Annotated in this window: 23 protein-coding genes; 18 read left to right on the top strand and 5 right to left on the bottom strand. The window is 65.4% G+C overall.

All coding sequences use genetic code 11. The features are described from left to right. Nucleotides 1–7: 7 nt before the first annotated feature. From infA to rplQ, 7 genes are all read left to right on the top strand, one after another. The gene (infA, locus tag HV793_RS07970) at nt 8–226 is read left to right on the top strand and encodes a translation initiation factor IF-1 (protein WP_003806927.1); all 219 of its coding nucleotides are present in this window, start codon (nt 8–10) and stop codon (nt 224–226) included. Between the two features lie 34 nt (nt 227–260). Then, a complete protein-coding gene (rpmJ, locus tag HV793_RS07975; protein ID WP_003806928.1) occupies nt 261–374 on the top strand; it encodes a 50S ribosomal protein L36 in 114 nt (37 codons plus the stop codon). A gap of 43 nt (nt 375–417) precedes the next feature. After that, entirely contained in the window at nt 418–783 is a 366-nt protein-coding gene (gene rpsM / locus HV793_RS07980; RefSeq protein WP_008168996.1) for a 30S ribosomal protein S13, read from the top strand. A gap of 15 nt (nt 784–798) precedes the next feature. Beyond that, nucleotides 799–1,200, top strand: coding sequence for a 30S ribosomal protein S11 (rpsK, locus tag HV793_RS07985; RefSeq protein WP_006216516.1), 402 nt, complete (start codon nt 799–801; stop codon nt 1,198–1,200). A gap of 11 nt (nt 1,201–1,211) precedes the next feature. Further along, complete coding sequence (gene rpsD, locus HV793_RS07990) at nt 1,212–1,835, top strand: 30S ribosomal protein S4 (protein WP_054457258.1); 624 nt, start codon at nt 1,212–1,214, stop codon at nt 1,833–1,835. A gap of 215 nt (nt 1,836–2,050) precedes the next feature. Then, nucleotides 2,051–3,037, top strand: a complete 987-nt coding sequence (locus HV793_RS07995; RefSeq protein ID WP_006216514.1) for a DNA-directed RNA polymerase subunit alpha — start codon at nt 2,051–2,053, stop codon at nt 3,035–3,037. Between the two features lie 184 nt (nt 3,038–3,221). After that, nucleotides 3,222–3,614, top strand: coding sequence for a 50S ribosomal protein L17 (gene rplQ / locus HV793_RS08000; protein ID WP_006389635.1), 393 nt, complete (start codon nt 3,222–3,224; stop codon nt 3,612–3,614). 73 nt (nt 3,615–3,687) lie between these two features. Here the strand turns inward: rplQ and HV793_RS08005 are convergent, their stop codons facing one another. Beyond that, nucleotides 3,688–4,125 (bottom strand): HIT family protein, encoded by a 438-nt coding sequence (locus tag HV793_RS08005; RefSeq protein ID WP_054457256.1) that lies wholly within the window; start codon nt 4,123–4,125, stop codon nt 3,688–3,690. A 122-nt stretch (nt 4,126–4,247) separates the two neighbouring features. Here HV793_RS08005 and cutA point away from each other — a divergent pair, with 122 nt between their 5' ends. Together cutA and dsbD are read left to right on the top strand one after the other, a co-directional pair. Further along, nucleotides 4,248–4,595, top strand: a complete 348-nt coding sequence (gene cutA, locus HV793_RS08010; RefSeq protein WP_054457254.1) for a divalent-cation tolerance protein CutA — start codon at nt 4,248–4,250, stop codon at nt 4,593–4,595. After that, nucleotides 4,595–6,484 carry a protein-disulfide reductase DsbD gene (gene dsbD / locus HV793_RS08015; protein ID WP_175212958.1) on the top strand — a complete coding sequence of 630 codons (1,890 nt, stop codon included), beginning with the start codon at nt 4,595–4,597 and terminating at the stop codon, nt 6,482–6,484. Before cutA ends, dsbD begins: the two co-directional genes overlap by 1 nt. A 108-nt stretch (nt 6,485–6,592) precedes the next feature. Here the strand turns inward: dsbD and HV793_RS08020 are convergent, their stop codons facing one another. After that, nucleotides 6,593–7,441, bottom strand: coding sequence for an IclR family transcriptional regulator (locus HV793_RS08020; protein WP_082401217.1), 849 nt, complete (start codon nt 7,439–7,441; stop codon nt 6,593–6,595). A 153-nt stretch (nt 7,442–7,594) separates the two neighbouring features. Here HV793_RS08020 and HV793_RS08025 point away from each other — a divergent pair, with 153 nt between their 5' ends. From HV793_RS08025 to HV793_RS08055, 7 genes are all read left to right on the top strand, one after another. After that, nucleotides 7,595–9,343: an FAD-dependent oxidoreductase gene (locus HV793_RS08025; protein WP_175212959.1), complete on the top strand. Its 1,749-nt coding sequence runs from the start codon at nt 7,595–7,597 to the stop codon at nt 9,341–9,343. Then, nucleotides 9,340–10,107, top strand: a complete 768-nt coding sequence (locus HV793_RS08030) for an SDR family NAD(P)-dependent oxidoreductase (RefSeq protein ID WP_054457250.1) — start codon at nt 9,340–9,342, stop codon at nt 10,105–10,107. The genes HV793_RS08025 and HV793_RS08030 overlap by 4 nt, the downstream gene beginning before the upstream one ends. A 76-nt stretch (nt 10,108–10,183) precedes the next feature. Continuing rightward, on the top strand, nt 10,184–11,371 hold the full coding sequence (locus tag HV793_RS08035) for an ABC transporter substrate-binding protein (protein ID WP_119449743.1): 1,188 nt from the start codon (nt 10,184–10,186) through the stop codon (nt 11,369–11,371). 32 nt (nt 11,372–11,403) lie between these two features. Next, nucleotides 11,404–12,327: a branched-chain amino acid ABC transporter permease gene (locus tag HV793_RS08040; RefSeq protein ID WP_175181590.1), complete on the top strand. Its 924-nt coding sequence runs from the start codon at nt 11,404–11,406 to the stop codon at nt 12,325–12,327. Continuing rightward, on the top strand, nt 12,324–14,096 hold the full coding sequence (locus HV793_RS08045; RefSeq protein WP_119449742.1) for a branched-chain amino acid ABC transporter ATP-binding protein/permease: 1,773 nt from the start codon (nt 12,324–12,326) through the stop codon (nt 14,094–14,096). The genes HV793_RS08040 and HV793_RS08045 overlap by 4 nt, the downstream gene beginning before the upstream one ends. Before the next feature lie 36 nt (nt 14,097–14,132). Continuing rightward, entirely contained in the window at nt 14,133–14,843 is a 711-nt protein-coding gene (locus HV793_RS08050; protein WP_054457241.1) for an ABC transporter ATP-binding protein, read from the top strand. Between the two features lie 138 nt (nt 14,844–14,981). After that, complete coding sequence (locus tag HV793_RS08055; RefSeq protein WP_119449922.1) at nt 14,982–15,866, top strand: DMT family transporter; 885 nt, start codon at nt 14,982–14,984, stop codon at nt 15,864–15,866. Nucleotides 15,867–15,924: 58 nt separating this feature from the next. Here HV793_RS08055 and hemB read toward each other — a convergent pair whose 3' ends face one another. The 3 genes from hemB to HV793_RS31235 form a co-directional block, all read right to left on the bottom strand. Continuing rightward, nucleotides 15,925–16,941, bottom strand: coding sequence for a porphobilinogen synthase (gene hemB / locus HV793_RS08060; protein WP_054457239.1), 1,017 nt, complete (start codon nt 16,939–16,941; stop codon nt 15,925–15,927). Then, the gene (yihA, locus tag HV793_RS08065) at nt 16,938–17,561 is read right to left on the bottom strand and encodes a ribosome biogenesis GTP-binding protein YihA/YsxC (RefSeq protein WP_042795930.1); all 624 of its coding nucleotides are present in this window, start codon (nt 17,559–17,561) and stop codon (nt 16,938–16,940) included. Before yihA ends, hemB begins: the two co-directional genes overlap by 4 nt. A 114-nt stretch (nt 17,562–17,675) precedes the next feature. Further along, nucleotides 17,676–17,804 (bottom strand): hypothetical protein, encoded by a 129-nt coding sequence (locus tag HV793_RS31235; protein ID WP_255509206.1) that lies wholly within the window; start codon nt 17,802–17,804, stop codon nt 17,676–17,678. Between HV793_RS31235 and HV793_RS08070 the strand changes: the two genes are divergently transcribed. Then, on the top strand, nt 17,803–18,504 hold the full coding sequence (locus HV793_RS08070) for a c-type cytochrome (protein WP_042797483.1): 702 nt from the start codon (nt 17,803–17,805) through the stop codon (nt 18,502–18,504). The two genes, HV793_RS31235 and HV793_RS08070, sit on opposite strands and share 2 nt — an antisense overlap. Nucleotides 18,505–18,622: 118 nt before the next feature. Next, nucleotides 18,623–20,701, top strand: a complete 2,079-nt coding sequence (locus HV793_RS08075; RefSeq protein ID WP_175212960.1) for a cytochrome c biogenesis protein ResB — start codon at nt 18,623–18,625, stop codon at nt 20,699–20,701. Nucleotides 20,702–20,706: the final 5 nt, after the last annotated feature.

Raw genomic sequence — 20,706 nt, forward strand, 5'->3', positions numbered from 1 at the left:
CAAAAGAATGTCCAAGGACGACGTCATTCAGATGCAAGGTGAGGTTCTTGAGAACCTCCCGAACGCGACATTTCGCGTCAAGCTCGAAAACGGCCACGTGGTGTTGGGCCATATTTCCGGCAAGATGCGTATGCATTACATCCGGATCCTGCCGGGTGACAAGGTCACAGTGGAGCTCACGCCCTATGACCTGACGCGAGCCAGGATAGTTTTCCGCTCCAAATGAGCGGAACCGGATTACGGAAAATTAGGAGTCAACCATGAAAGTAATGGCATCGGTTAAGCGGATCTGCCGCAACTGCAAAGTTATCAAACGTCACGGCGTGGTGCGCGTTATCTGCACCGACCCGCGTCACAAGCAGCGTCAAGGCTAACTCGGGTTAGCGACTACGCAACGGATTTATTCAAGGAACAGTCATGGCCCGTATTGCTGGCATTAACATTCCGCCGCAACAGCACGCCGAGATCGGCCTGACCGCCATTTTTGGCATCGGTCGTACGCGCGCTCGCAAGATTTGCGAAGCGGCAAACGTACCCTTTGACAAAAAGGTCAAGGATCTGAGCGACGCTGAATTGGAACGCGTCCGCGAACATGTTGGTTTGTTCACGGTTGAAGGCGACCTGCGTCGTGAAGTACAGCTCTCGATCAAGCGTTTGATCGACCTGGGAACCTACCGCGGCATGCGTCACAAGCGCGGTTTGCCCGTGCGCGGCCAGCGCACTCGCACCAACGCCCGCACCCGTAAGGGCCCGCGTCGTGCTGCTGCGTCCCTGAAGAAATAATCGAGGAACTGGATTATGGCGAAAGCTTCCACCAGCGGCGCTTCGCGCGTGCGCAAAAAGGTCAAGAAGAACGTCTCGGACGGCATCGCGCACGTTCACGCGTCGTTCAACAACACCATCATCACCATCACCGATCGTCAGGGCAACGCGCTGTCGTGGGCCACGTCGGGCGGTGCTGGCTTCAAGGGTTCGCGCAAGTCGACCCCGTTCGCCGCGCAGGTCGCTGCTGAAACGGCTGGCCGCGTTGCGCTGGAGTACGGCATCAAGACGCTGGAAGTGCGCATCAAGGGCCCCGGCCCTGGCCGCGAATCGTCGGTCCGCGCTCTGAACGCGCTGGGCATCAAGATTTCGTCCATCGCCGACATCACGCCCGTTCCGCACAACGGCTGCCGTCCGCCGAAGCGTCGTCGTATCTAAAGGGAATCCACATGGCTCGTTATACTGGACCCAAATGCAAGCTCTCGCGTCGCGAGGGTACTGATCTGTTCCTGAAGAGCGCCCGCCGCTCGCTGGATTCCAAGTGCAAGCTGGATTCCAAGCCTGGCCAACACGGCCGCACTTCGGGTGCCCGCACTTCCGACTACGGTCTGCAGCTGCGCGAAAAGCAAAAGCTCAAGCGCATGTACGGCGTGCTGGAAAAGCAATTCCGCAAGTACTTCGCTGAAGCCGAGCGTCGCCGTGGCAACACCGGCGAAACGCTGATCCAGCTGCTGGAATCGCGCCTGGACAACGTCGTCTACCGCATGGGCTTCGGCTCGACCCGCGCCGAAGCTCGCCAGCTGGTGAGCCACCGCGCCATCGAACTGAACGGCCACACGGCTGACATCGCTTCGATGCTGGTCAAGGCTGGCGACGTCGTGTCGGTCCGCGAAAAGGCCAAGAAGCAAGGCCGCATCAAGGAATCGCTCGACCTGGCCACCAGCATCGGCATCCCCCAGTGGGTGGAAGTCGATACGACCAAGTTGACCGGTACGTTCAAGTCGGCCCCCGATCGCGCTGACGTCGCTCGCGACATCAACGAATCGATGGTCGTCGAACTGTACTCGCGTTAATCAGGCCTGCCGGCGCTACCTTCGCAATGCGCCGGCGAGCTGGTCTCGCGACCCGTTCGCACGTCCCGCAGCAGCCCGCTTTCCGCCTTCAGGCGGAGCGGGCTTTGCGGTAAGTATTGGCCGGTGTTTTTCGCGCCGTCCGCATTTCAAGTTTCACCCTGTCCATCAGCCTTATCGGTGTAACGAGCCGAGGGTATTGAAAAGGAACACAGTAAATGTCCACTCAAGGTTTCCTGAAGCCGCGCTCCATTGAAGTCGAACCGGTCGGCACGCACCATGCCAAGATCGTGATGGAGCCGTTCGAGCGTGGCTACGGTCACACGCTGGGCAACGCCCTGCGCCGCATCCTGCTGTCTTCGATGACCGGCTACGCGCCGACCGAAGTCCAGATGACGGGCGTGGTGCACGAATACTCGACCATCCCGGGCGTTCGCGAAGATGTCGTCGACATCCTGCTGAACCTGAAGGGCGTGGTCTTCAAGCTGCACAATCGCGACGAAGTGACCCTGGTTCTGCGCAAGACCGGCGCGGGCACCGTGCTGGCCAGCGACATCGAGCTGCCGCACGACGTCGAGATCATCAACCCCGGCCATGCCATCTGCAACCTGACGGATGCAGGCAAGCTGGAAATGCAGATCAAGGTTGAAAAGGGCCGCGGCTACGTGCCGGGCAACGTGCGCGCGCTGTCGGAAGACCGCACCCACACCATCGGCCGCATCGTTCTGGACGCTTCGTTCAGCCCGGTCCGCCGCGTGAGCTACGCGGTTGAAAGCGCCCGTGTGGAACAGCGTACCGACCTGGACAAGCTGGTCCTGGACATCGAAACCAACGGCGTCATCTCGCCCGAGGAAGCGGTGCGCCAGTCGGCTCGCATCCTGATGGACCAGATCTCGGTCTTCGCCGCCCTGGAAGGCGCTGGCGATTCGTACGAAGCCCCGGTCCGCGGCACGCCGCAGATCGATCCGGTGCTGCTGCGCCCGGTCGACGACCTGGAACTGACCGTGCGTTCGGCCAACTGCCTGAAGGCCGAAAACATCTACTACATCGGCGACCTGATCCAGCGTACCGAAAACGAGCTGCTCAAGACCCCGAACCTGGGTCGCAAGTCGCTCAACGAGATCAAGGAAGTCCTGGCCGCACGCGGCCTGACGCTGGGCATGAAGCTCGAAAACTGGCCCCCCCTGGGCCTGGAGCGTCCCTAAGTCTTGAAAGGGTGCCGCCTCTGGAAAGGGGCGGTTCCCGCAGGCAGCCGGCCTCGCGCCGGCCAGTTTGCGAAACCGTCGTAAAATGCACCGTTTTCTACCGGACCGCGGCCTGATTGCAGGTTGATAGAAGAGCCGGCAACCCGATGGCTGACGCCATCTTTAGATTCAAAGGAAACTTATCATGCGTCACGGTAATGGCTTGCGTAAGCTCAACCGCACCAGCAGTCACCGTCTTGCCATGTTCCGCAACATGGCCGTTTCGTTGATCACCCACGAAGCCATCAAGACCACGCTGCCGAAGGCGAAAGAATTGCGCCGCGTCATCGAACCCCTGATCACGCTGGGCAAGGAGCCCACGCTCGCGAACAAGCGTCTGGCTTTTGCCCGTCTGCGCGATCGCGATGCGGTGGTGAAGCTGTTCGCCGAAATCGGCCCGCGCTACGCGGCCCGTAACGGCGGCTACACCCGCGTGCTGAAGATGGGCTTCCGTCAAGGCGACAACGCTCCCATGGCTTTCATGGAACTGGTTGACCGTCCGGAAGTCGATGAAGCCGCTGAGGACAGCGCCGAATAATTTCGGTAGCTCGATAAGCGACAAGGGCGGGTCTTCGGACCCGCCCTTGTTTTTTTTGTGCGGCCGCCGCGCGCTACGAGGCGTGCAGCTCGCTGCGCAGTTGCGCCGCCGTTGCGGCCAGCGCCTCGGTCGCGGGCTGCGGCGGCATCTTGAAGGTCAGGTCCTGCTGCTCGATGTATTGGGTGGACGTGACGTCCTGCGGGTGATGCATGGGGATGACGTGGGCGTGCGCATGCGCCACGTGGATGCCGGTGAAGGCGAAGCCCACGCGTTCCACGTCATACAGGCGCTTCATGTGGCGTCCGAGCTTCTGGCCCAGGTTGAGGATGCTGCCTGCCAGGTCGGCCGGCATATCCTCGTAATAGGGATAGTGCTGCTTGGGGATGATGAGCACATGCCCGGGGCGCACCGGGTGGATATCGAGAAAGGCCAGCAGGCGTTCATCCTCGTGGACCACGTGCGCGGGGATTTCGTGACGGGCGATGCGGCAGAACAGGCAGTTATCGGACATGCGTGCCTCGGTGGGTGCGGGTGGCATGGCGGCGCGTTCAGGCCCGGCGGATCCGGACGATGGCCGCAATACCGATAAAATACCCCGAGTTACGTCCCATACGGGTATCCCGAGGAGCCTCCATGTTGCGAGATGACGACGTTGTGCTGGTCATCAGCAATGCGCCCGACCTGCTGCTGGCCAAGCGGATTGCGCATGTCCTGGTCGAAGACGGATTGGCCGCCTGCGTGAACCTTGGCGCGCCGGGCCTGTCCATCTACATGTGGAAAGGAGAGGTCGAAGGGGCGGAAGAAATCCCCATCCACATCAAGACCACATACGCGCGCCACCAGGCCGTAGTGCAGGCCCTGGCGCAGATGCATCCCTACGATGTGCCCGAGATCATCGTGCTGCCTGTCATTGGCGGCGCGGCGCCCTATCTGGATTGGGTGCGTGAACAGACGGCCGTCACGCAGAACAAGAGAGACTGATGTTGCAACTAGTCGGTATCGGCGCGCTCCGGCGCGAGTCCCGCGCGCCGCGCGCCTTCTTCAGGCAGTGGCTGGCCTTGTTGGCCATGATGCTGCTGTTGCTGGGCTGGCAGGCTGCCGCGCGCGCCGAGGCCGAGTTCCTGGAGCCCGAGAAGGCCTTCGTGTTCAGCGCCGAGATGGTGGCGCCTGAAACGCTGGAACTGCGCTACCGCGTCGCGCCCGGCTACTACATGTACCGCGAGCGCTTCGGCATCACCATCAGTCCCATCGGCGCCGCCAAGCTGGGCGAAGCCGTCTATCCCAAGGGCGAGGTCAAGTACGACCCGACCTTCGAGAAGGACATGGAGGTCTTCCACCAGGACGTGGTGATCCGCGTGCCGGTGGCTGCGGGCGGACAGCCCTTCACCCTGACCCTGACCGCGCAAGGCTGCGCCGATGCGGGGCTGTGCTACCCGCCCATGGACAGCAGCGTGAAACTCACGCCGGTGGCAGGTGGCTATGCACTGGCCGGACCGGGAGGAATCCCGGCCGCCGCGTCTGGCGCATCCAGCGGGCTCGGCGCGCTGGTCAACGCGGGCGACACCGACCTGGCCGACGCCCTGGGCGGCCTGGGCTGGGTAAAGACCGCCGGCGTGTTCCTGGTGCTGGGCCTGTTGCTGGCATTCACGCCCTGCGTGTTGCCCATGATTCCCATCCTGTCCTCCATCGTGCTGGGCGGGGCCGCGCAGGCCAAGCCGTCGCGCGGCCGCGGCCTGGCCCTGGCCGCGACCTATGTGCTGGGCATGTCCGTCGTCTACACCGCGCTGGGCGTGGCGGCCGGATTGAGCGGGGCCGGACTCGCCGCCTGGCTGCAGACGCCTTGGATCCTGACCCTGTTCGCCATCCTGCTGGCTGTGTTGGCGCTGGCCATGTTCGATGCCTTCACGTTCCAGATGCCTGCCGGCATCCAGGGCTGGCTGTCGCAGCGCTCGGCGCGCATTCCGGGCGGGCGCTACACCGGCGCCTTGGTGATGGGCGCCTTGTCGGCGCTGATCGTCGGCCCCTGCGTGGCCGCGCCGTTGGCGGGCGCGCTGTTGTATATCTCGCAGACCGGGGACGTGGTGCTGGGCGGATCGGCGCTCTTCGCAATGGCCTGGGGCATGGGCGTGCCGCTCTTGATCGTGGGGGCGTCCTCGGGCGCCTTGCTGCCCAAGGCCGGTCCCTGGATGGACGGCGTGAAGCGCTTGTTCGGCATGCTCTTGCTGGCGACCGCCTGGTGGATGCTGATCCCGGTAGTGCCGACCTGGGTGCAGATGACGGGCTGGGCTTTCCTGGCCGTGGTTGCCGCCGTGATGCTGCGGGCGTTCGATGCCTTGCCCGATGGCGCGGGCGCTGCGCGCATGTTCGGCAAGGGTGTGGGCCTGTTGCTGGCGCTGGCGGCCGCGGCCTGGCTGATCGGCGCGGCCAGTGGCGGACGCGACGTGCTGCAGCCGTTGTCGCACCTGGCGGCCCGCGGCGATGCGCCCGTGGGCGCGGCGGCCAGCAGCGGTGCGGTGCACTTCACCCGCGTACGCAACAACGCGGAACTGGACGCCTTGCTGGCGCAAAGCCGTCAGCCGGTGATGCTGGATTTCTACGCCGATTGGTGCGTGTCGTGCCGCGAGATGGAGCGCTTCACCTTTACCGATCCGGGCGTTGCGCAGCGCATGTCGGGCATGCTGCTGGTGCAGGCCGACGTGACCGCGAACAACGCCGATGACCGCGCGTTGCTCAAGCGCTTCCGCCTTTTCGGCCCGCCGGGCATCATGTTCTTCGAACCGGGTGGCAAGGAGCTGCCCGAGGCGCGCGTGGTGGGCTTCCAGGACGCCAAGCGCTTTACTGAATCGCTGGACAAGGTCCTGCTGCGCTGAACGCGCGCGGCTTTGCCGCAAGCGTGATCCGCCATACAAAAGGCCGCTGCATGGAACCGACCGTGCAGCGGCCTTTTTTTGCCGCGTGGCCTTTCTGTTCTGCGGACGCTAGCCCTGGCGCGTCGCGCGCACGTCGTGGTTCTGCCAACCCAGTTCAGCTGAGATGGCGTCGGCGCAGCGCTTGATGTCATCGATCAACGGACTGGTCCAGCGCACGTCGAACACGCCGGCTGCGCCGATGGCTGTGATCACCAGCACCACGTTGCCGTTGGAGTCGAACACGGGGGCGCTCAGGCCGTTGATGCCGGGGATGGGGTCGCCCATGGCGCGCGCGACGCCGCGCTGGCGGACTTCGCGCAGGGTCCGTTCGAACTTTTCTGTCTTGCCCAAAGAAGGCACGGCGCCCAGGCGCAGATGGTCTTCATGCAACAGGCTTTCTATTTTTTTGGGCGGCAGCAGCGCCGCGAACACCTTGCCCGTCGCCGTGTTGGTCAGCGACATGACCGTGCCGGTGCGCATGTTGACGTGGATGGGGTAGTTGGATTCGTGCAGGTGAACGATGACTGGCCCCAGGTTGCCCAGCACCGCGATGGCGATGGTCTGTCCGGTTCTTTCGGCGAACTCGCGCGTCATGGGGATGGCGATCTTGATGGGATCGAGCCGGTGCAGCGCCGCCAGCCCCAGCTGCAGCGCGAGCGGCCCCAACTCGTATTCGCCGGTGTTCGGGTCTTGCCTGACCAGGCCCAGATTGCCGTAACTGACGAGATAGGCGTGGGCATTGGCGCCCGACATGCCGGCGGCCTTGGCCAGCGCGCCCAGCGGCAACGAAGACGAGTGTTCCAGCAGCGCCAGCAGAATCTTGCCGCCGACTTCGATGGACTGGATGCCGCGCCTGCGCGGCGGCGAGGCAGGAGCGTGATCGGCATTGCGCTTGCCGGAGCTGGGTCTGGTGGCCATTTTCTTTTATCGAATGAGATTGCCTATGTTAGTACTTTCGCTAATCGTGAACCATATTGACATTATCAAATGCGTTCTCTATAGTCGAAAGAATAAGAAGGCTGCCCCGGTTTTGCGATCGGGAGCAAGCCGCCCCAAGGGTATGGAGACAACGTGGAAGATTCTCGTCAATACGACTGCGACGTGTTGGTGGTCGGGTCGGGCGCGTCGGGCATGGCTGCCGCAATCACCGCGGCAACGTCAGGCCTGAAGGTCCTTATCGTTGAAAAAGAGCCGCGCTTCGGCGGCTCCACCGCGCGTTCCGGCGGCTGGCTGTGGATACCGGGCACCTCGCTGGCCAAGGTGCAGGGCATCCATGAAACGCCGGACGAAGGCCGCGCCTATCTGCGCCACGAAGCCGGCGACAGCTACAACGCTGAACGTGTGGATGCCTTTCTGGAGCAGGGGCCGCGCGCGGTGGACTTCTTCACGTCGAACACCGAAGTGCAGTTCGACATGCCGCTGGTGTTCCCCGACTATCACGCGGAAGCGCCCGGCGGAAAGCAGGGCGGACGCTCGATGGTGGCGCGGCCCTACGACGGCCGCAAGCTCGGCGCCCACGTCAGGGACCTGGCGCCCGCGCTGCCCGAGCTGACTGTGTTCGGCATGATGCTGGGCTCGGGCAAGGAGATCGTGCACTTCATGCGGGTCACGCGCTCGCTGGCCTCGGCCTGGTACGTGGCCAAGCGCCTGACCCGGCATTTCCTGGACGTGGCCAGGCATGGCCGCGGCATGACGCTGACCAACGGCAATGCGCTGGCGGGCCGGCTGGCGGCCTCCGCGTTCAAGCTGGGCGTGCCCCTGTGGCTGAACGCGCCGGCCAAGTCCCTCATCATCGAAGACGGCGCCGTGCGCGGCGCGGTCGTGCAGCGCGATGGCGCGGCCGTGCGCGTGCGCGCCGCGCGCGCCGTGGTGCTGGCTTCCGGCGGCTTTCCGTACGACATCGAACGCCGCAAGCAGCTGTATGCACACGCACCCAACGGCACGGAACACTACTCTCCGTCGCCCACGGGCAATAGCGGCGACGGGCTGCGCCTGGCCGAGAGCGCGGGCGGGCAGGTCAACACCGCCTTGCCCAATGCCGCGGCATGGGTGCCGGTGTCCGTGGTGACGCGCAAGGACGGCAGCCCGGGCTACATGCCGCACTTCATCGACCGCGCCAAGCCGGGCGTCATCGCCGTCACGCGCAATGGCCGTCGCTTCACCAACGAAGGCAGTTCGTACCACGACTTCGTGCAGGAGATGGTGCGCGCATGCGAGGGGCAGGGCGAGACCTGCGCCTGGCTGATCTGCGACCACAAGACCCTGCGCAAGTATGGTCTGGGCAGCGTGGCGCCGTTCCCATTGCCCATCAAGCGCTATCTGGACACGGGCTATCTGACTCGCGGCGCGTCGGTGGCGGAACTGGCGCAGAAGACCGGCATCGATGCCGGCAGCCTGCGTCAGACGGTCGAAGCATACAACCGGGAGGCGGCGCTGGGCCGCGATCCGCAATTCGGCAAGGGCAGCAAGGCCTACAACCGCTATCAGGGCGATGCGCTGCATGGCCCGAATCCCTGCGTGGCGCCCATCGTGAAAGGGCCGTACTACGCGATCAAGGTCATGATCGGCGACATCGGCACTTTCGCCGGCCTGAAGGTCGATGGCCAGGGCCGCGCACTGAACGAACTGGGGGCGGTCATACCCGGCCTGTACGCCGTGGGCAACGACGCCTGCAGCATCATGGGCGGCAACTATCCGGGCGCGGGCATCACCTTGGGTCCGGCGCTGACCTTCGGCTATATCGCGGGCCAGAGCATTGCCGCCGCCGGCAAGGCCGCAGCGCGCATGCAGGCGGACGCTTCCGCGCAGGCGGCCGCATGAGTGCCGCGCCGGCGGGACTGCTGCAGGGCAAGCTGGTCCTGGTGACGGGAGCGGGGCAGGGTAACGGACGGGCATTGGCGCTGGGCCTGGCGGCCGCGGGCGCGCGCGTGGTGGCGACCGACGTGCAGGCCGACAACGCCGCGCAGACGGCAGGCGCCATCATCGACACCGGCGGCGACGCCTGGAGCCACGCGCTCGACGTGACGGACCCCGAGGCATGCGCGGCGGTCGCGGCGCAGGTGCAATTGGAAGTGGGGCCGATCGACGTGCTGGTCAACAACGCCGGCATCCTGATCCGCGAAGGCATAGATAGCCCGCGCGCCGCCGAGAACTGGCGTCGCGTGCTGGACGTGAACCTGAACGGCAGCTTCAACATGATCCACGCCTTCCTGGGGGCGTTGCGCGCCACGCGCGGCGTCATCATCAACGTCGGCTCCATCGCGTCGTTCGCCGGGGTAGGCGCCACCCTGGGCTATTCGCCGTCCAAGGGCGGCGTGAAGATGATGACGCAGGCCATGGCGCGCGACCTCGCGCCCGACGGCATACGGGTCAACGCCATTGCGCCGGGCGTCATCGAAACGCCGATGACGCAGTACACGCGGGACGATCCCGCCCGGCTGGCGAACTTCATGCAGCGCATTCCGCTGGGACGGGTGGGACAGCCCGAAGACTTGGTGGGACCCGCCGTGTTCCTGGCTTCGCCGATGGCGCAGTACGTGACAGGCGTGTCCCTGCCGGTGGACGGCGGCTATCTCGCGGTATAGCGCCAGGCTCCACGGGCGAGAGGCAGAAAAAAGAATCATCGACGTGCAGCACATCTGAAAAACACAGGAGACAACGATGAAAGCAACGGGGATTTTTTCCACCTTGTCCAAGGCGGCCGTCTTGTGCGCGCTGGCGGTGGGCGCGCAGGCCTACGCCCAGGACATCAAGATCGGCTTTAACGGCGACCTGTCGGCTTCGCCGTCCGCGCAAAGCGGGCAGGCCGCGGTGCTGGGTTTGCGCACGGCCATTGACGACATCAATGCCAATGGCGGCCTGCTCGGCCGCAAGCTGGTGCTGGTGGTGCGCGATGACCTGTCGCAGCCGCCGAAGTCCATCCAGAACATGGCGGACCTGATCGATAACGAGAAGGTCGTGGCCATCGTTGGTCCCACCAATTCCGGCAACGCACTGGCCTGGAAGCACATCCCGAACCAGAAGAAGATCCCCGTCATGGGCGCCATCGGTTCCGGCACCGACATCACCAAGCCCATGCGCGCGGGCGCGGACAACTACATGTTCCGCGTCGGCATGGTGGACCGCGAACAGGTGGACGGCGTGATCGGCTACCTGAAGAAGAATCCCAAGGTCAAGAACGTAGGCTTCATGATCGAGACCACCGGCTACGGCCAGAGCGCGCTCAAGGACCTGGAGGAAGTCGGCGCGGCGCAAGGCGTCAAGGCCGTGGCGGTCGAGAAGTTCGGTGTGGCCGATACCGATATGACGTCGCAGCTGAACAAGCTGAAGGCGGCGGGCGTGGATACGGTGGTGATCTGGGCGCAGAGCACGCCGATCGCGCACGTGTTCCGCAGCATGGAGAAGATCAACTGGTTCCCGCTGACGCTGACCTCGTGGGCGGCGGACAATATCGCCTTCTACGATACGGCGGGCAAGACGCTGTCGGAGAAGCCCTTCTTCCTGCGCACCATCACCGACAACCGCACGGCCGCGCAGCAAAAGCTGTATGACCGCGTGTCGGCCAAGATGACCTCGCCCACCGCGTTCGGCTTCCTGGCGCATGCCTATGACGGCATGAACCTGCTGGGCATGGCGATCAAGCAGGCGAACTCCACCGATGGCGAGAAGGTGCGCCTGGCGCTGGAGAACCTGGATGGCACCTACGAAGGCGCGATGAAGACCTACACCAAGCCATTCTCGGCCACGGTGCACGATGCGCTGCTGGTAAGCGATTACAAGTGGGCGCACTGGCAGGACGGCAAGCTGGTGCCTTACGCCGACGACGTGACCGTCGCCGTCGCCAAGTAGCAGCAGGACAGCGACAGGCATAAGGGGCCATCATGTTGGCGACATTGTTGCAGGCGCTCGTCAGCGGGCTAGCAGTGGGGGGCGCTTATGCGCTGGTGGCGCTGGGCTTCAGCATCACGTTCACGACCACGCGCACGCTCAACTTCGGGCATGGGGAATTCGTGTCCGTGGGCGCGTTCATCGGGGTAGGCGCCTTGTTCCTGTTTGCCGGCAAGCCGGTCACCACCGCGGCCTTCACGGGGCTGGAATTGAGCGGTTGGGAGTATCTGCTGGCGGGGCTTGCGGCGGTGCTGGTGATGGGCATGCTGGGCGTGCTGCTATACGTGTTCGGCGTGCGGCCGTTCGCTTCGCGCCCGGGCATGGCATGGGTCATGAGCACGCTGGGCTTTGGCATCCTGCTGCAGAGCGCCGCGTTCGCGGTCTGGGGACCGGCGCCCGTCACGGTGCCGGCGCCCTTCGGCGACGACGTGATCCGCGTGTTCGGCGCGGGCGTGCGCAGCCAGGAACTGCTGTTGCTCGCCGTGGCGGTGGTGGTGATGGTGCTGTTCGACCGCATCATGAACCGCACGGTGCTGGGCAAGGCGATGCGGGCCGTGGCCGCCAATCCCGCGGTCGCCAACCTGATGGGCATCAATGTGAACGCGGTGATGACCGGCGCCTTCTTCGCCAGTTCGGCGTTGGCCGGGCTGGCGGGCTTTCTGGTCGCGCCGATCACGTCGGCTTCGATATTCATGGGCCTGGCCATCGGCCTGAAGGGCTTTTCCGGCGCGATGATAGGCGGCCTGTCGAATCCGCGCGGCTGCGTGCTGGGCGGCTTTGTGCTGGGGCTGCTGGAGTCCTACGTGAACCTCTGGCAGTCGCAATGGCGTGAAGTGGCGATCTTCGGATTGGTGATCCTGGTGCTGGCGATCAAGCCCACCGGCCTGTTCGGCAAGCGTCTGGCGGAGAAGGTATGAAGCGGCACGGCCAGACCTTGATAACCGTGGCGCTCGCGGCGGCGCTAGCCTTGTTCGCCGCCCTGGTGGACAACGATTACTACCTGCGCATCGTGTTCATGGCTTGCGTGTACTACTTGTGCGCGGCGGGCGTGAACGTGCTGGTGGGGTATGCGGGACAGAAGTCGCTGGGGCAGGCGGGCCTCTTTGCAGCCGGCGCCTACACGGCGGCGTTGCTGACCTCGCGCTGGCAAGTCGATCCATGGCTGGCCCTGGCCGCGGCGCCCGTGGTGGCCGGCGTGTTCGGCGTGCTGATCGCCCTGCCGTCGCTGCGCGTGAAAGGGCCTTACCTGGCCATGGTGACGCTGGCCTTCGGCATCGTCATGGAGAAGATCGTCACCGAATGGGTGGACGTGTTTGGCGGCCCTTCGGGCCTGTTCGGCATCATGCCGCTGACCTGGGGCGGCAACCCGTTCACCAACCAGCAGTGGGTGTGGTTCGCGCTGGTGCTGTGCGTGGCGACGCAGCTCCTGCTGCGCAACGTGCTGGACGGGCGCTTCGGGCGCGCGCTGCTGTCGGTGCAGGCCGACGAGATCGCCTCGTCTTCCGTCGGGGTGCGCGTGTATCGCGCCAAGGTCATCGCCTTCGTGGTGGCGGCCGTGACCTGCGGCATTGCGGGCGCGCTGGTGGCGCAGCAGAACCAGTACATCAACTCGGACTTCATCGGCTTCAACCTGTCGATCTTCATCCTGCTGCTGGTGCTGTTCGGCGGTGCAGGCTCGAAGGCGGGGCCGGCCGTGGGCGCGATTGCGCTGACCATCATCGACGCGATGCTGGCGCGCTGGCCCTCGGTGCAGCATTTCTTCTACGGCGCATTGCTGCTGTTCGCGCTGTACTTCATGCCAGGCGGGGTGATGGGACTGTTCTCGCGCCGCGAGCGGCGGGTCGCGGATGCGCGGCCGCAAGGCGCGGGCGAGGCGGCGGCCCCGCCCGCGGCCAAGCAGGCCGTTGGGGCGCAAGAAGACCTGCTGCTGGTGGTCGAGAGCCTCTCCAAGGCCTATGGCGGCGTGAAGCCGGCGCAGGACATTTCCTTCTGCCTGCGGCGCGGCCACGTGCATGCGCTGATCGGACCGAACGGCGCGGGCAAAAGCACCCTCATCAACATGCTCAGCGGCGTGGTGCTGCCGGATGCGGGCGTGGTCCGCTTCCAGGGCACGGATATCGCGGGCGAGCGGCCGCATGTGATCTGCAAGCTGGGCATCGGCCGCAGCTTCCAGAACCTGCGCCTGTTCGGCGAGCTGTCGGTGCTGGATAACGTATTGCTGGGCCGCCACAGCCGCATGAAGAACGGCTTCTGGGCTTCGCTGCTGGGACTGCCGCGTGCGCGGGCCGAGGAGCGCCGCGCGCGCGAGCACGCCTATCGCCTGGTGCGCATGGTGGGCCTGGAGCATCTGGCCGATACGCCGGCGGGCAGCCTGCCGTATGGCCTGCAGCGCAGGGTGGAACTGGCGCGCGCATTGGCCACCGAACCGACCTTGCTGCTGCTGGACGAGCCGGCGGCCGGGTTGAACCCGCAGGAGACCGCGGAACTGGGCGAGCTGCTGGTGCGCATCGGCGAGTCCTGCGGCATCACGCTGTTGATGGTCGAGCACCATATGGATCTGGTGATGGCGATTTCCGATCACGTGATCGTGCTGGACTACGGCATCAAGATCGCCGAGGGCAAGCCCGCCCAGGTGCAGGCGGACAAGCGCGTGATCGAGGCGTATCTGGGAACCGGCATGGCCTGAGGCCAGGCCATAGGCGTAGGAACAGGCCGTAAGACGATGCTGAAACTAGAATCCGTGCAGATTTCGTATGGCGCGATCCAGGCGGTGCGCGATGTGTCGCTGGAGATCCGCGCGGGCGAGATCGTGACCATCATCGGCGCTAACGGCGCGGGCAAGAGCACGCTCTTGAAGGGCGTGGCGGGCTTGGAGCCCTTGCAGGGCGGACGCGTGACCTTCGACGGGCGCGATATCACGCAGGTGGCGGCGCATCAGCGCGTGGGCCTGGGCCTGGCGCTGTCGCCGGAAGGGCGCGGCGTGTTCGCGGACCAGACCGTCTACGACAACCTGGTGCTGGGCGCCTACATCCGGCGCAGGGATCCCGCGGCAGTGGCCGAAGGCGTGGAGCGCGGCTACCGGCTGTTCCCGCGGCTGCGCGAACGGCGCGAGCAGCTGGCCGGCACCTTGTCGGGCGGCGAGCAGCAGATGCTGGCGATGGCGCGCGCGCTGATGAGCGAACCGCGCCTGCTGTGCCTGGACGAACCCTCGCTGGGGCTGGCGCCTTTGATCGTGCAGGACATCTTCGCGGCGATCTGCAAGCTGCGCGACGACGGGCTGACCATCGTGCTGGTGGAGCAGATGGCCAACCAGGCGTTGGGCGTGGCGGACCGGGCCTATGTGCTGGAGACCGGCCGCATCACCCTGAGCGGCTCGGGCGCGGAACTGCTGCGCGATCCCAACGTGCGGGCCGCATACCTCGGCGCGCATTGAGTCCAGGCCCCAGGCGCGATACCATGTCCGCGGCGCCGCGTGGGCGGCGCGTCCCATTCCCCTTCCAGGCCGGCGCCCGTGACGTCCCCGACAGTTGATGCAAGCCAGGACCGCACAGGTCTTATCTATCTTCAATTGATGTTCGTCATGGCCACATGGGGCCTGAACATCGTCTCGGTCAAGTACCTGACGCTGCACATGGATGTGCAGGCCCTGGCGGCCGTGCGCATCGTCATTGCGTTCATCACCGTCACCCTCATCATCAAGGCCCGCCGCGGCCGCATCCCCCGGCTCGGTCGCGCGGAGCTGGGCTGGGTTGCGCTGGCGGGCTTCCTGGTCGTGTATGCGCACCAGATTGCACTGGTGACAGGACTGCGGGTGTCGTCAGCCGCGAACGGCACGCTCATCATGGCGACCAGCCCCTTGCTGTCGGCGTTGCTGGCGGCCATCTTCTATCGCGAGAAACTGACGCTGGTGCGCATTTCCGGCGCCTTGTTGGGGCTCTTGGGCGTGGGCATGGTGGTGGTCGGCAGCGGCGCGCGGATCGGCCTGACGGGTTGGGGCGATGCGATCGTGTTCGTGGCGGTGCTGGTGTTCGTCTGCGGCGGGCTGGTGATCCAGCGCATGTCGCGCAGCATGGATCCGCTGGGCATGCTCTGGTACATGTACCTGGCCGGCGGCCTGATGCTGGTGGTGCACGCGGCGCTGACGCCCGCGTCCTACCAGGGCGATACCTGGCAGATGACGTGGTGGCCGTGGCTGGTGCTGCTGTTTTCCGCGGTGATCGCCTCGGGCGTCAGCAACATCGTCTGGAATGCCGGCATCGCGCGGCTGGGCATCAGCCGGGCAGCCTTGTTCGTGAACTGGCTGCCGATCTTCGGCCTGCTGTTCGCGGCCCTGTTCCTGGACGAGCACGTCACGCCCACGCACGTCGCGGGACTGGCCTGCGTGCTGGCGGGAACCTGGCTGGGATTGCGGCGCGGGGCGCCGGCAGCGGGCCGCAATGCGGCCGCCAAGACTTGATTTGCGGCAGGCGTCGCGGGCGGCCCATGTTGGCCTGGCCCGCGATGCCGCATAGCGCTTAACGCTGGCTCTTCAGCAGCTTCGCGGCTTCGATCGCGAAGTACGTCAGGATGCCGTCGGCGCCGGCGCGCTTGAACGCCAGGAGCGCTTCCATCATGACCTTGTCGTGGTCCAGCCAGCCGTTGGCGGCGGCGGCCTTGATCATGGCGTACTCGCCGCTGACCTGGTAGGCGAAGGTGGGCACGCGGAACGTGTCCTTGACCCGGCGCAGCACGTCCAGGTAGGGCATGCCGGGCTTGACCATGACCATGTCGGCGCCTTCCTGCAGGTCGGCGGCGACTTCGCGCAGGGCTTCGTCGAGGTTGCCCGGATCCATCTGGTAAGCCATCTTGTTGGACTTGCCCAGGTTGGTGGCCGAGCCCACGGCGTCGCGGAACGGGCCGTAGAAGGCGCTGGCGTACTTGGCGGAGTAGGCCATGATCTGCGTATGGATGTGGCCGTTGGCTTCCAGCGCGCGGCGCACGGCGCCGATGCGGCCGTCCATCATGTCGCTGGGCGCGACCATGTCGACGCCGGCCTCGGCTTGCGTGAGCGCCTGCTTGACCAGGATTTCGACGGTGGCTTCGTTGATGACGTAGCCGTTCTCGTCGATGACGCCGTCCTGGCCGTGGCTGGTGTAGGGGTCCAGCGCCACGTCGCACAGAATGCCGAGTTCGGGGACGTGCTTCTTCAGTTCACGCACCACGCGCGGGATCAGGCCATTGGGGTTGGTGGCTTCGATGCCGTCGGGCGTCTTGAGCGAGGGGTCGATGGCGGGGAACAGCGCCAGCACGGGAATGCCGAGGTCCACGCATTCGCGGGCCACCGGCAGCAGCGTGTCCAGCGAATAGCGGACCACGCCCGGCAGCGACGGCACGGCTTGCTGCAGGCCAGTGCCTTCGGCCACGAACACGGGATAGATCAGATCGTTGACCGTCAGGGCGTTTTCGCGCACCAGGCGGCGGGTGAAGTCGTCGCGGCGCAGGCGGCGCGGGCGGGATACCGGGAATTCAGGGGAGATGATCTGCGGGTTCATGGTACGACCTTGGGTGAAATCCAGTTTTCTATGTGCGCGCCGGCCTCTTCCAGGCCGATGCGTTCAGGCGCCGAGAAGGGGATGGTGTGCAGGGCGCCGATATCGGCCAGGTCCTTGCGCACGGAGAACACGGTGCGCACGCGCTGGCCGTAGGGCAGCTTGTCGGCCTTGGTCAGCAGCGCCAGCACCGGGCGGCCGGTGGGGGCGATGAAGTTGGCGAGGCGGCGGTCCAGTTCGGTGACGCCGCGGCGGATGTCAATGAGCAGCACGATGCCGGCCAGCGATTCGCGGTCGCGCAGATAGCCGCCCAGGATGTCGGCCCATTTTTCTTTTTCGTCGCGGGCCACGGAGGCGTAGCCGTAGCCGGGCAGGTCGACGAGATAGCCGATGTGGCCTTCCGGATCCAGCGGGTCGGGCAGGCTGAACATATTGATCAGGCGCGTGCGGCCCGGCGTCTTGCTGGAGAAGGCAAGGCGGCGCTGGTTGCACAGCACGTTGATGGCCGTGGATTTGCCGGCATTGGAGCGGCCGACAAAGCAGACCTCGGGAGCGCCGGCGGCCGGCAACTGGTCGAGGCGAGCCGCGGACGTGAGGAAAGAGGCGCGATGTAGGAGGGACACGGGTGGCTTTGGATACGGTTGGTTTCGAGCCCTATTGTATAATCCGGCGTTTGCAACAGTGGTCCCCGTGCGCGGAGCCGTCTTTTTTGCTTACTGTTTCGCTTGCTGAACGCTTTATCCGGCAAGTTCGCAGCAACATCGCAGGCAGGAAGGCAAAACAGGTTCGATACGGTATTCCAGGGTGTGCGGGCAGGCGTGGGCGCCTTTTTGCGCCTTGATCGATGCGATCGTCGAGGTCTTCATGAAGCGTGTGCTGTCCCGGATGTTGGTTGCGAGCGGGCTGTTGCTCGGCGCCTCCGCCTTATCTACTACGAGTTTCGCCGCCGAAGGCGCCGCGGGCCCGGTAAAACCAGATGCCGCCAAGGGCGGACAGCTGTTTGACCAGGGCGATGCGGCCAGGGGCATCATCGCCTGTGCGTCCTGTCATGGCGCGGCGGGCAATAGCACCATCCCGGTGAACCCCAACCTGGCCGCGCAGTCCCACGAGTACCTGGCCAAGCAATTGGCCGACTTCCAGGTCAAGCCCGGCGCCAAGCTGCCGGTGCGCAATGGCGCGGGCGGCAATCCCACCCCGATGACGGCCATGGCGCAGAACCTGACGCCCGCCGACATGCAGAACATCGCGCTGTACCTGGCGCAGCAGCCGCTCAAGGAGCCCGCCACGGCCGGCCAGGAGAAGCTGGTTGATCTGGGTCAAAAGATCTGGCGCGGCGGTTTGCCTGATCGCAAGGTTCCGGCTTGCGCCTCGTGCCATTCTGCCAATGGCGCGGGCATTCCCAGCCAGTACCCCCGGCTGTCGGGCCAGTTCCCCATGTACATTGAAGAGCAGCTGAAGCTGTTCCGCAGCGGCGACCGCAAGAACGACGTCATGTTCGCCATCGCGGACCGCATGTCGGACGCCGACATCAAGGCCGTGTCGGACTACGCCGCCGGTCTGCGGTAGGCGCCAGCCCGCCACGCGCGCGGCTGGTCCGCGTTCTGCAAACTCAGCGCAGCGGAACCTGCTTCCGCCGCGCGCTGTCTATGAGGGGGGTAGCCGATAGCGCGGCCCCCCTTTTTTCATGAATTCGACCCGTACACACTCCCGTCCTTCCCTGCGCAGCCTGCCCGGCGATTTCTTCGAATTGCTGGGTTCGATGCGTTTCGCCGTCAGCCTGCTGATGTTCATCTGCGTGGCGAGCCTGGTCGGGACCGTCCTGCAGCAGAACCGCTCGTCCAACAACTACATCGATCAGTTCGGGCCGTTCTGGTTCGAAGTGTTCGACAAGTTCTCCATCTGGCACGTCTACAACAGCTGGTGGTTCCTGCTGATCATGGGGTTCCTGGTCGTGTCGACCTCGGTCTGCCTGATCCGCAACGCGCCCAAGATGCTGCGCGATGCGCGCTCGTTCCGCGAACATGTGCGCGCCAGCAGCTTGCGCGCCTTCCCGCACCGGGTGGAAACCGAAGAGCCCACCGACGTGCCGCAGACGGCTGCGGGCCTCAAATCCCTGTTGGGCCGGCTGGGTTATGCGGTGCGCGAACGCCAGGATGCGGATGGCGTGCTGCTGGCGGCGAAGAAGGGCAGCGCCAACCGCCTGGGCTACGTGTTCGCCCACGCCGCCATGGTCATCATCTGCATCGGCGGCCTGCTGGACAGCGAGTTGCCGGTGCGCCTGCAGGTCATGTTCGGTGGTAAGAAGCCCATCGTCGAAAACATGCTGATCTCGGAAGTGCCGGAAAGCGGCCGCTTGTCGGTCGACAACCCGAGCTTCCGCGCCAGCGTCCTGGTGCCCGAGGGCGGCCAGGCCAGCACGGCGGTCGTGATGGTGGGCGACGGCGCCCTGGTGCAGCCCATGCCCTTCACGCTGAAGCTCAAGAAGTTCGTGGTCGACTATTACTCCACCGGCATGCCCAGCCGCTTCGCCAGCGAGGTCGAGGTCACCGACCCGGACACCGGCAAGAGTTTCGATTCCACCATCGAGGTCAACGAGCCGCTGCGCTTCAAGGGCATGACGGTCTACCAATCCAGCTTCGACGACGGCGGCAGCGCGGTGACGCTGAAAGGCTATCCGCTAGTAGGATCTGCCGCCGCTACCTTCGCGGTTGACGGTACGGTGGGCAAGACCAGCGAAGTAACCGCTCACACTGCCCGCGGCGCGCGCAGCATGGGGATCGAGATCACGGCCCTGCGGCCCATCAACGTCGAGGATCTGACCGGCGGCGTACCCAAGGGCGGCAACCAGAGCTTTGCCGACCATGTCGCGTCGGTGTCCGGCAGCGCCGCAGGCAAAAAGAACGAAAACCTGCGCAACGTCGGTCCCAGCGTCGAATACAAGCTGATCGACGATGCGGGCCAGGCCCACGAATTCCAGAATTACATGCTGCCCGTCGAGCTGGACGGCGCCGCCGTGTTCCTGGCCGGGGTGCGCAACAACGCCTCCGAGCCGTTCCGCTACCTGCGCATTCCGGCGGACGACGACAGCTCGATCGCCGAATTCATGCGCCTGCGCGCGACTCTGGCCGACCCCGCAGCGCGCCAGGAGGCCGCGCGCCGCTTCGCGGAACGCAACAGCCCGGCGGGGACGGATCGCCAGCCCCTGCAGACGGCAGCCGAGCGCGCCCTGGAAACCTTCGCCTCCGGCGGCTTGCAAGCCGTGGCGGCGTTCCTGCAGGCCAACACGCCGCCGCAGGACCTGGAGCGGGCAGCCGACGTGGTGATCCGCCTGATCGGCGCCAGCATGAACGAGTTGCGCGCCATCGAGCGCGAGCGCGCCGGCCTGCCCCCCGTGGCCACCGAAGGCCCGGAGGCCGAACGCGCCGCCGTCTGGTCGCGCCTGTCCGTGGCCGCGCTGTCGGACCTGACCGTCTATCCGGCGCCAGTGTTCCTGTCGCTCGCGGACTTCAAGCACGTGCAGGCCAGCGTGTTCCAGGTCAGTCGCACGCCCGGCAAGAACACCGTCTACCTGGGCAGCCTGCTGTTGGTCCTGGGCGTGTTCTCGATGTTCTATATTCGAGACCGCCGCATCTGGATCTGGATCAAGCCGCAAGGCGGCGGCAGCAGCGTCCTGGCGGCCATGACGTCCCAGAAGCGTACACTCGACTTCAACCAGGAGTTTGAACGCTTCAAGCAGGCGCTGCTGCGCCAGAAGAGGTCTTAAGGTTT

Source organism: Achromobacter aegrifaciens, assembly GCF_902859965.1.
Classification (GTDB): Bacteria; Pseudomonadota; Gammaproteobacteria; order Burkholderiales; family Burkholderiaceae_B; genus Achromobacter; species Achromobacter aegrifaciens.

Excerpts from the sequence above, each read along its gene's own strand:
- HV793_RS08075 (WP_175212960.1), top strand. The coding sequence starts at position 18,623 with ATGAATTCGACCCGTACACACTCCCGTCCTTCCCTGCGCAGCCTGCCC.
- HV793_RS08045 (WP_119449742.1), top strand. The coding sequence starts at position 12,324 with ATGAAGCGGCACGGCCAGACCTTGATAACCGTGGCGCTCGCGGCGGCG.
- rplQ (WP_006389635.1), top strand. The coding sequence starts at position 3,222 with ATGCGTCACGGTAATGGCTTGCGTAAGCTCAACCGCACCAGCAGTCAC.
- HV793_RS31235 (WP_255509206.1), bottom strand. The coding sequence starts at position 17,804 with ATGAAGACCTCGACGATCGCATCGATCAAGGCGCAAAAAGGCGCCCAC.
- HV793_RS08070 (WP_042797483.1), top strand. The coding sequence starts at position 17,803 with ATGAAGCGTGTGCTGTCCCGGATGTTGGTTGCGAGCGGGCTGTTGCTC.
- rpsM (WP_008168996.1), top strand. The coding sequence starts at position 418 with ATGGCCCGTATTGCTGGCATTAACATTCCGCCGCAACAGCACGCCGAG.
- cutA (WP_054457254.1), top strand. The coding sequence starts at position 4,248 with ATGTTGCGAGATGACGACGTTGTGCTGGTCATCAGCAATGCGCCCGAC.
- hemB (WP_054457239.1), bottom strand. The coding sequence starts at position 16,941 with ATGAACCCGCAGATCATCTCCCCTGAATTCCCGGTATCCCGCCCGCGC.
- rpsD (WP_054457258.1), top strand. The coding sequence starts at position 1,212 with ATGGCTCGTTATACTGGACCCAAATGCAAGCTCTCGCGTCGCGAGGGT.
- infA (WP_003806927.1), top strand. The coding sequence starts at position 8 with ATGTCCAAGGACGACGTCATTCAGATGCAAGGTGAGGTTCTTGAGAAC.
- rpsK (WP_006216516.1), top strand. The coding sequence starts at position 799 with ATGGCGAAAGCTTCCACCAGCGGCGCTTCGCGCGTGCGCAAAAAGGTC.
- HV793_RS08020 (WP_082401217.1), bottom strand. The coding sequence starts at position 7,441 with ATGGCCACCAGACCCAGCTCCGGCAAGCGCAATGCCGATCACGCTCCT.
- HV793_RS08030 (WP_054457250.1), top strand. The coding sequence starts at position 9,340 with ATGAGTGCCGCGCCGGCGGGACTGCTGCAGGGCAAGCTGGTCCTGGTG.
- HV793_RS08005 (WP_054457256.1), bottom strand. The coding sequence starts at position 4,125 with ATGTCCGATAACTGCCTGTTCTGCCGCATCGCCCGTCACGAAATCCCC.
- rpmJ (WP_003806928.1), top strand. The coding sequence starts at position 261 with ATGAAAGTAATGGCATCGGTTAAGCGGATCTGCCGCAACTGCAAAGTT.
- HV793_RS08055 (WP_119449922.1), top strand. The coding sequence starts at position 14,982 with ATGTTCGTCATGGCCACATGGGGCCTGAACATCGTCTCGGTCAAGTAC.
- HV793_RS08050 (WP_054457241.1), top strand. The coding sequence starts at position 14,133 with ATGCTGAAACTAGAATCCGTGCAGATTTCGTATGGCGCGATCCAGGCG.
- dsbD (WP_175212958.1), top strand. The coding sequence starts at position 4,595 with ATGTTGCAACTAGTCGGTATCGGCGCGCTCCGGCGCGAGTCCCGCGCG.
- HV793_RS08035 (WP_119449743.1), top strand. The coding sequence starts at position 10,184 with ATGAAAGCAACGGGGATTTTTTCCACCTTGTCCAAGGCGGCCGTCTTG.
- HV793_RS07995 (WP_006216514.1), top strand. The coding sequence starts at position 2,051 with ATGTCCACTCAAGGTTTCCTGAAGCCGCGCTCCATTGAAGTCGAACCG.
- HV793_RS08040 (WP_175181590.1), top strand. The coding sequence starts at position 11,404 with ATGTTGGCGACATTGTTGCAGGCGCTCGTCAGCGGGCTAGCAGTGGGG.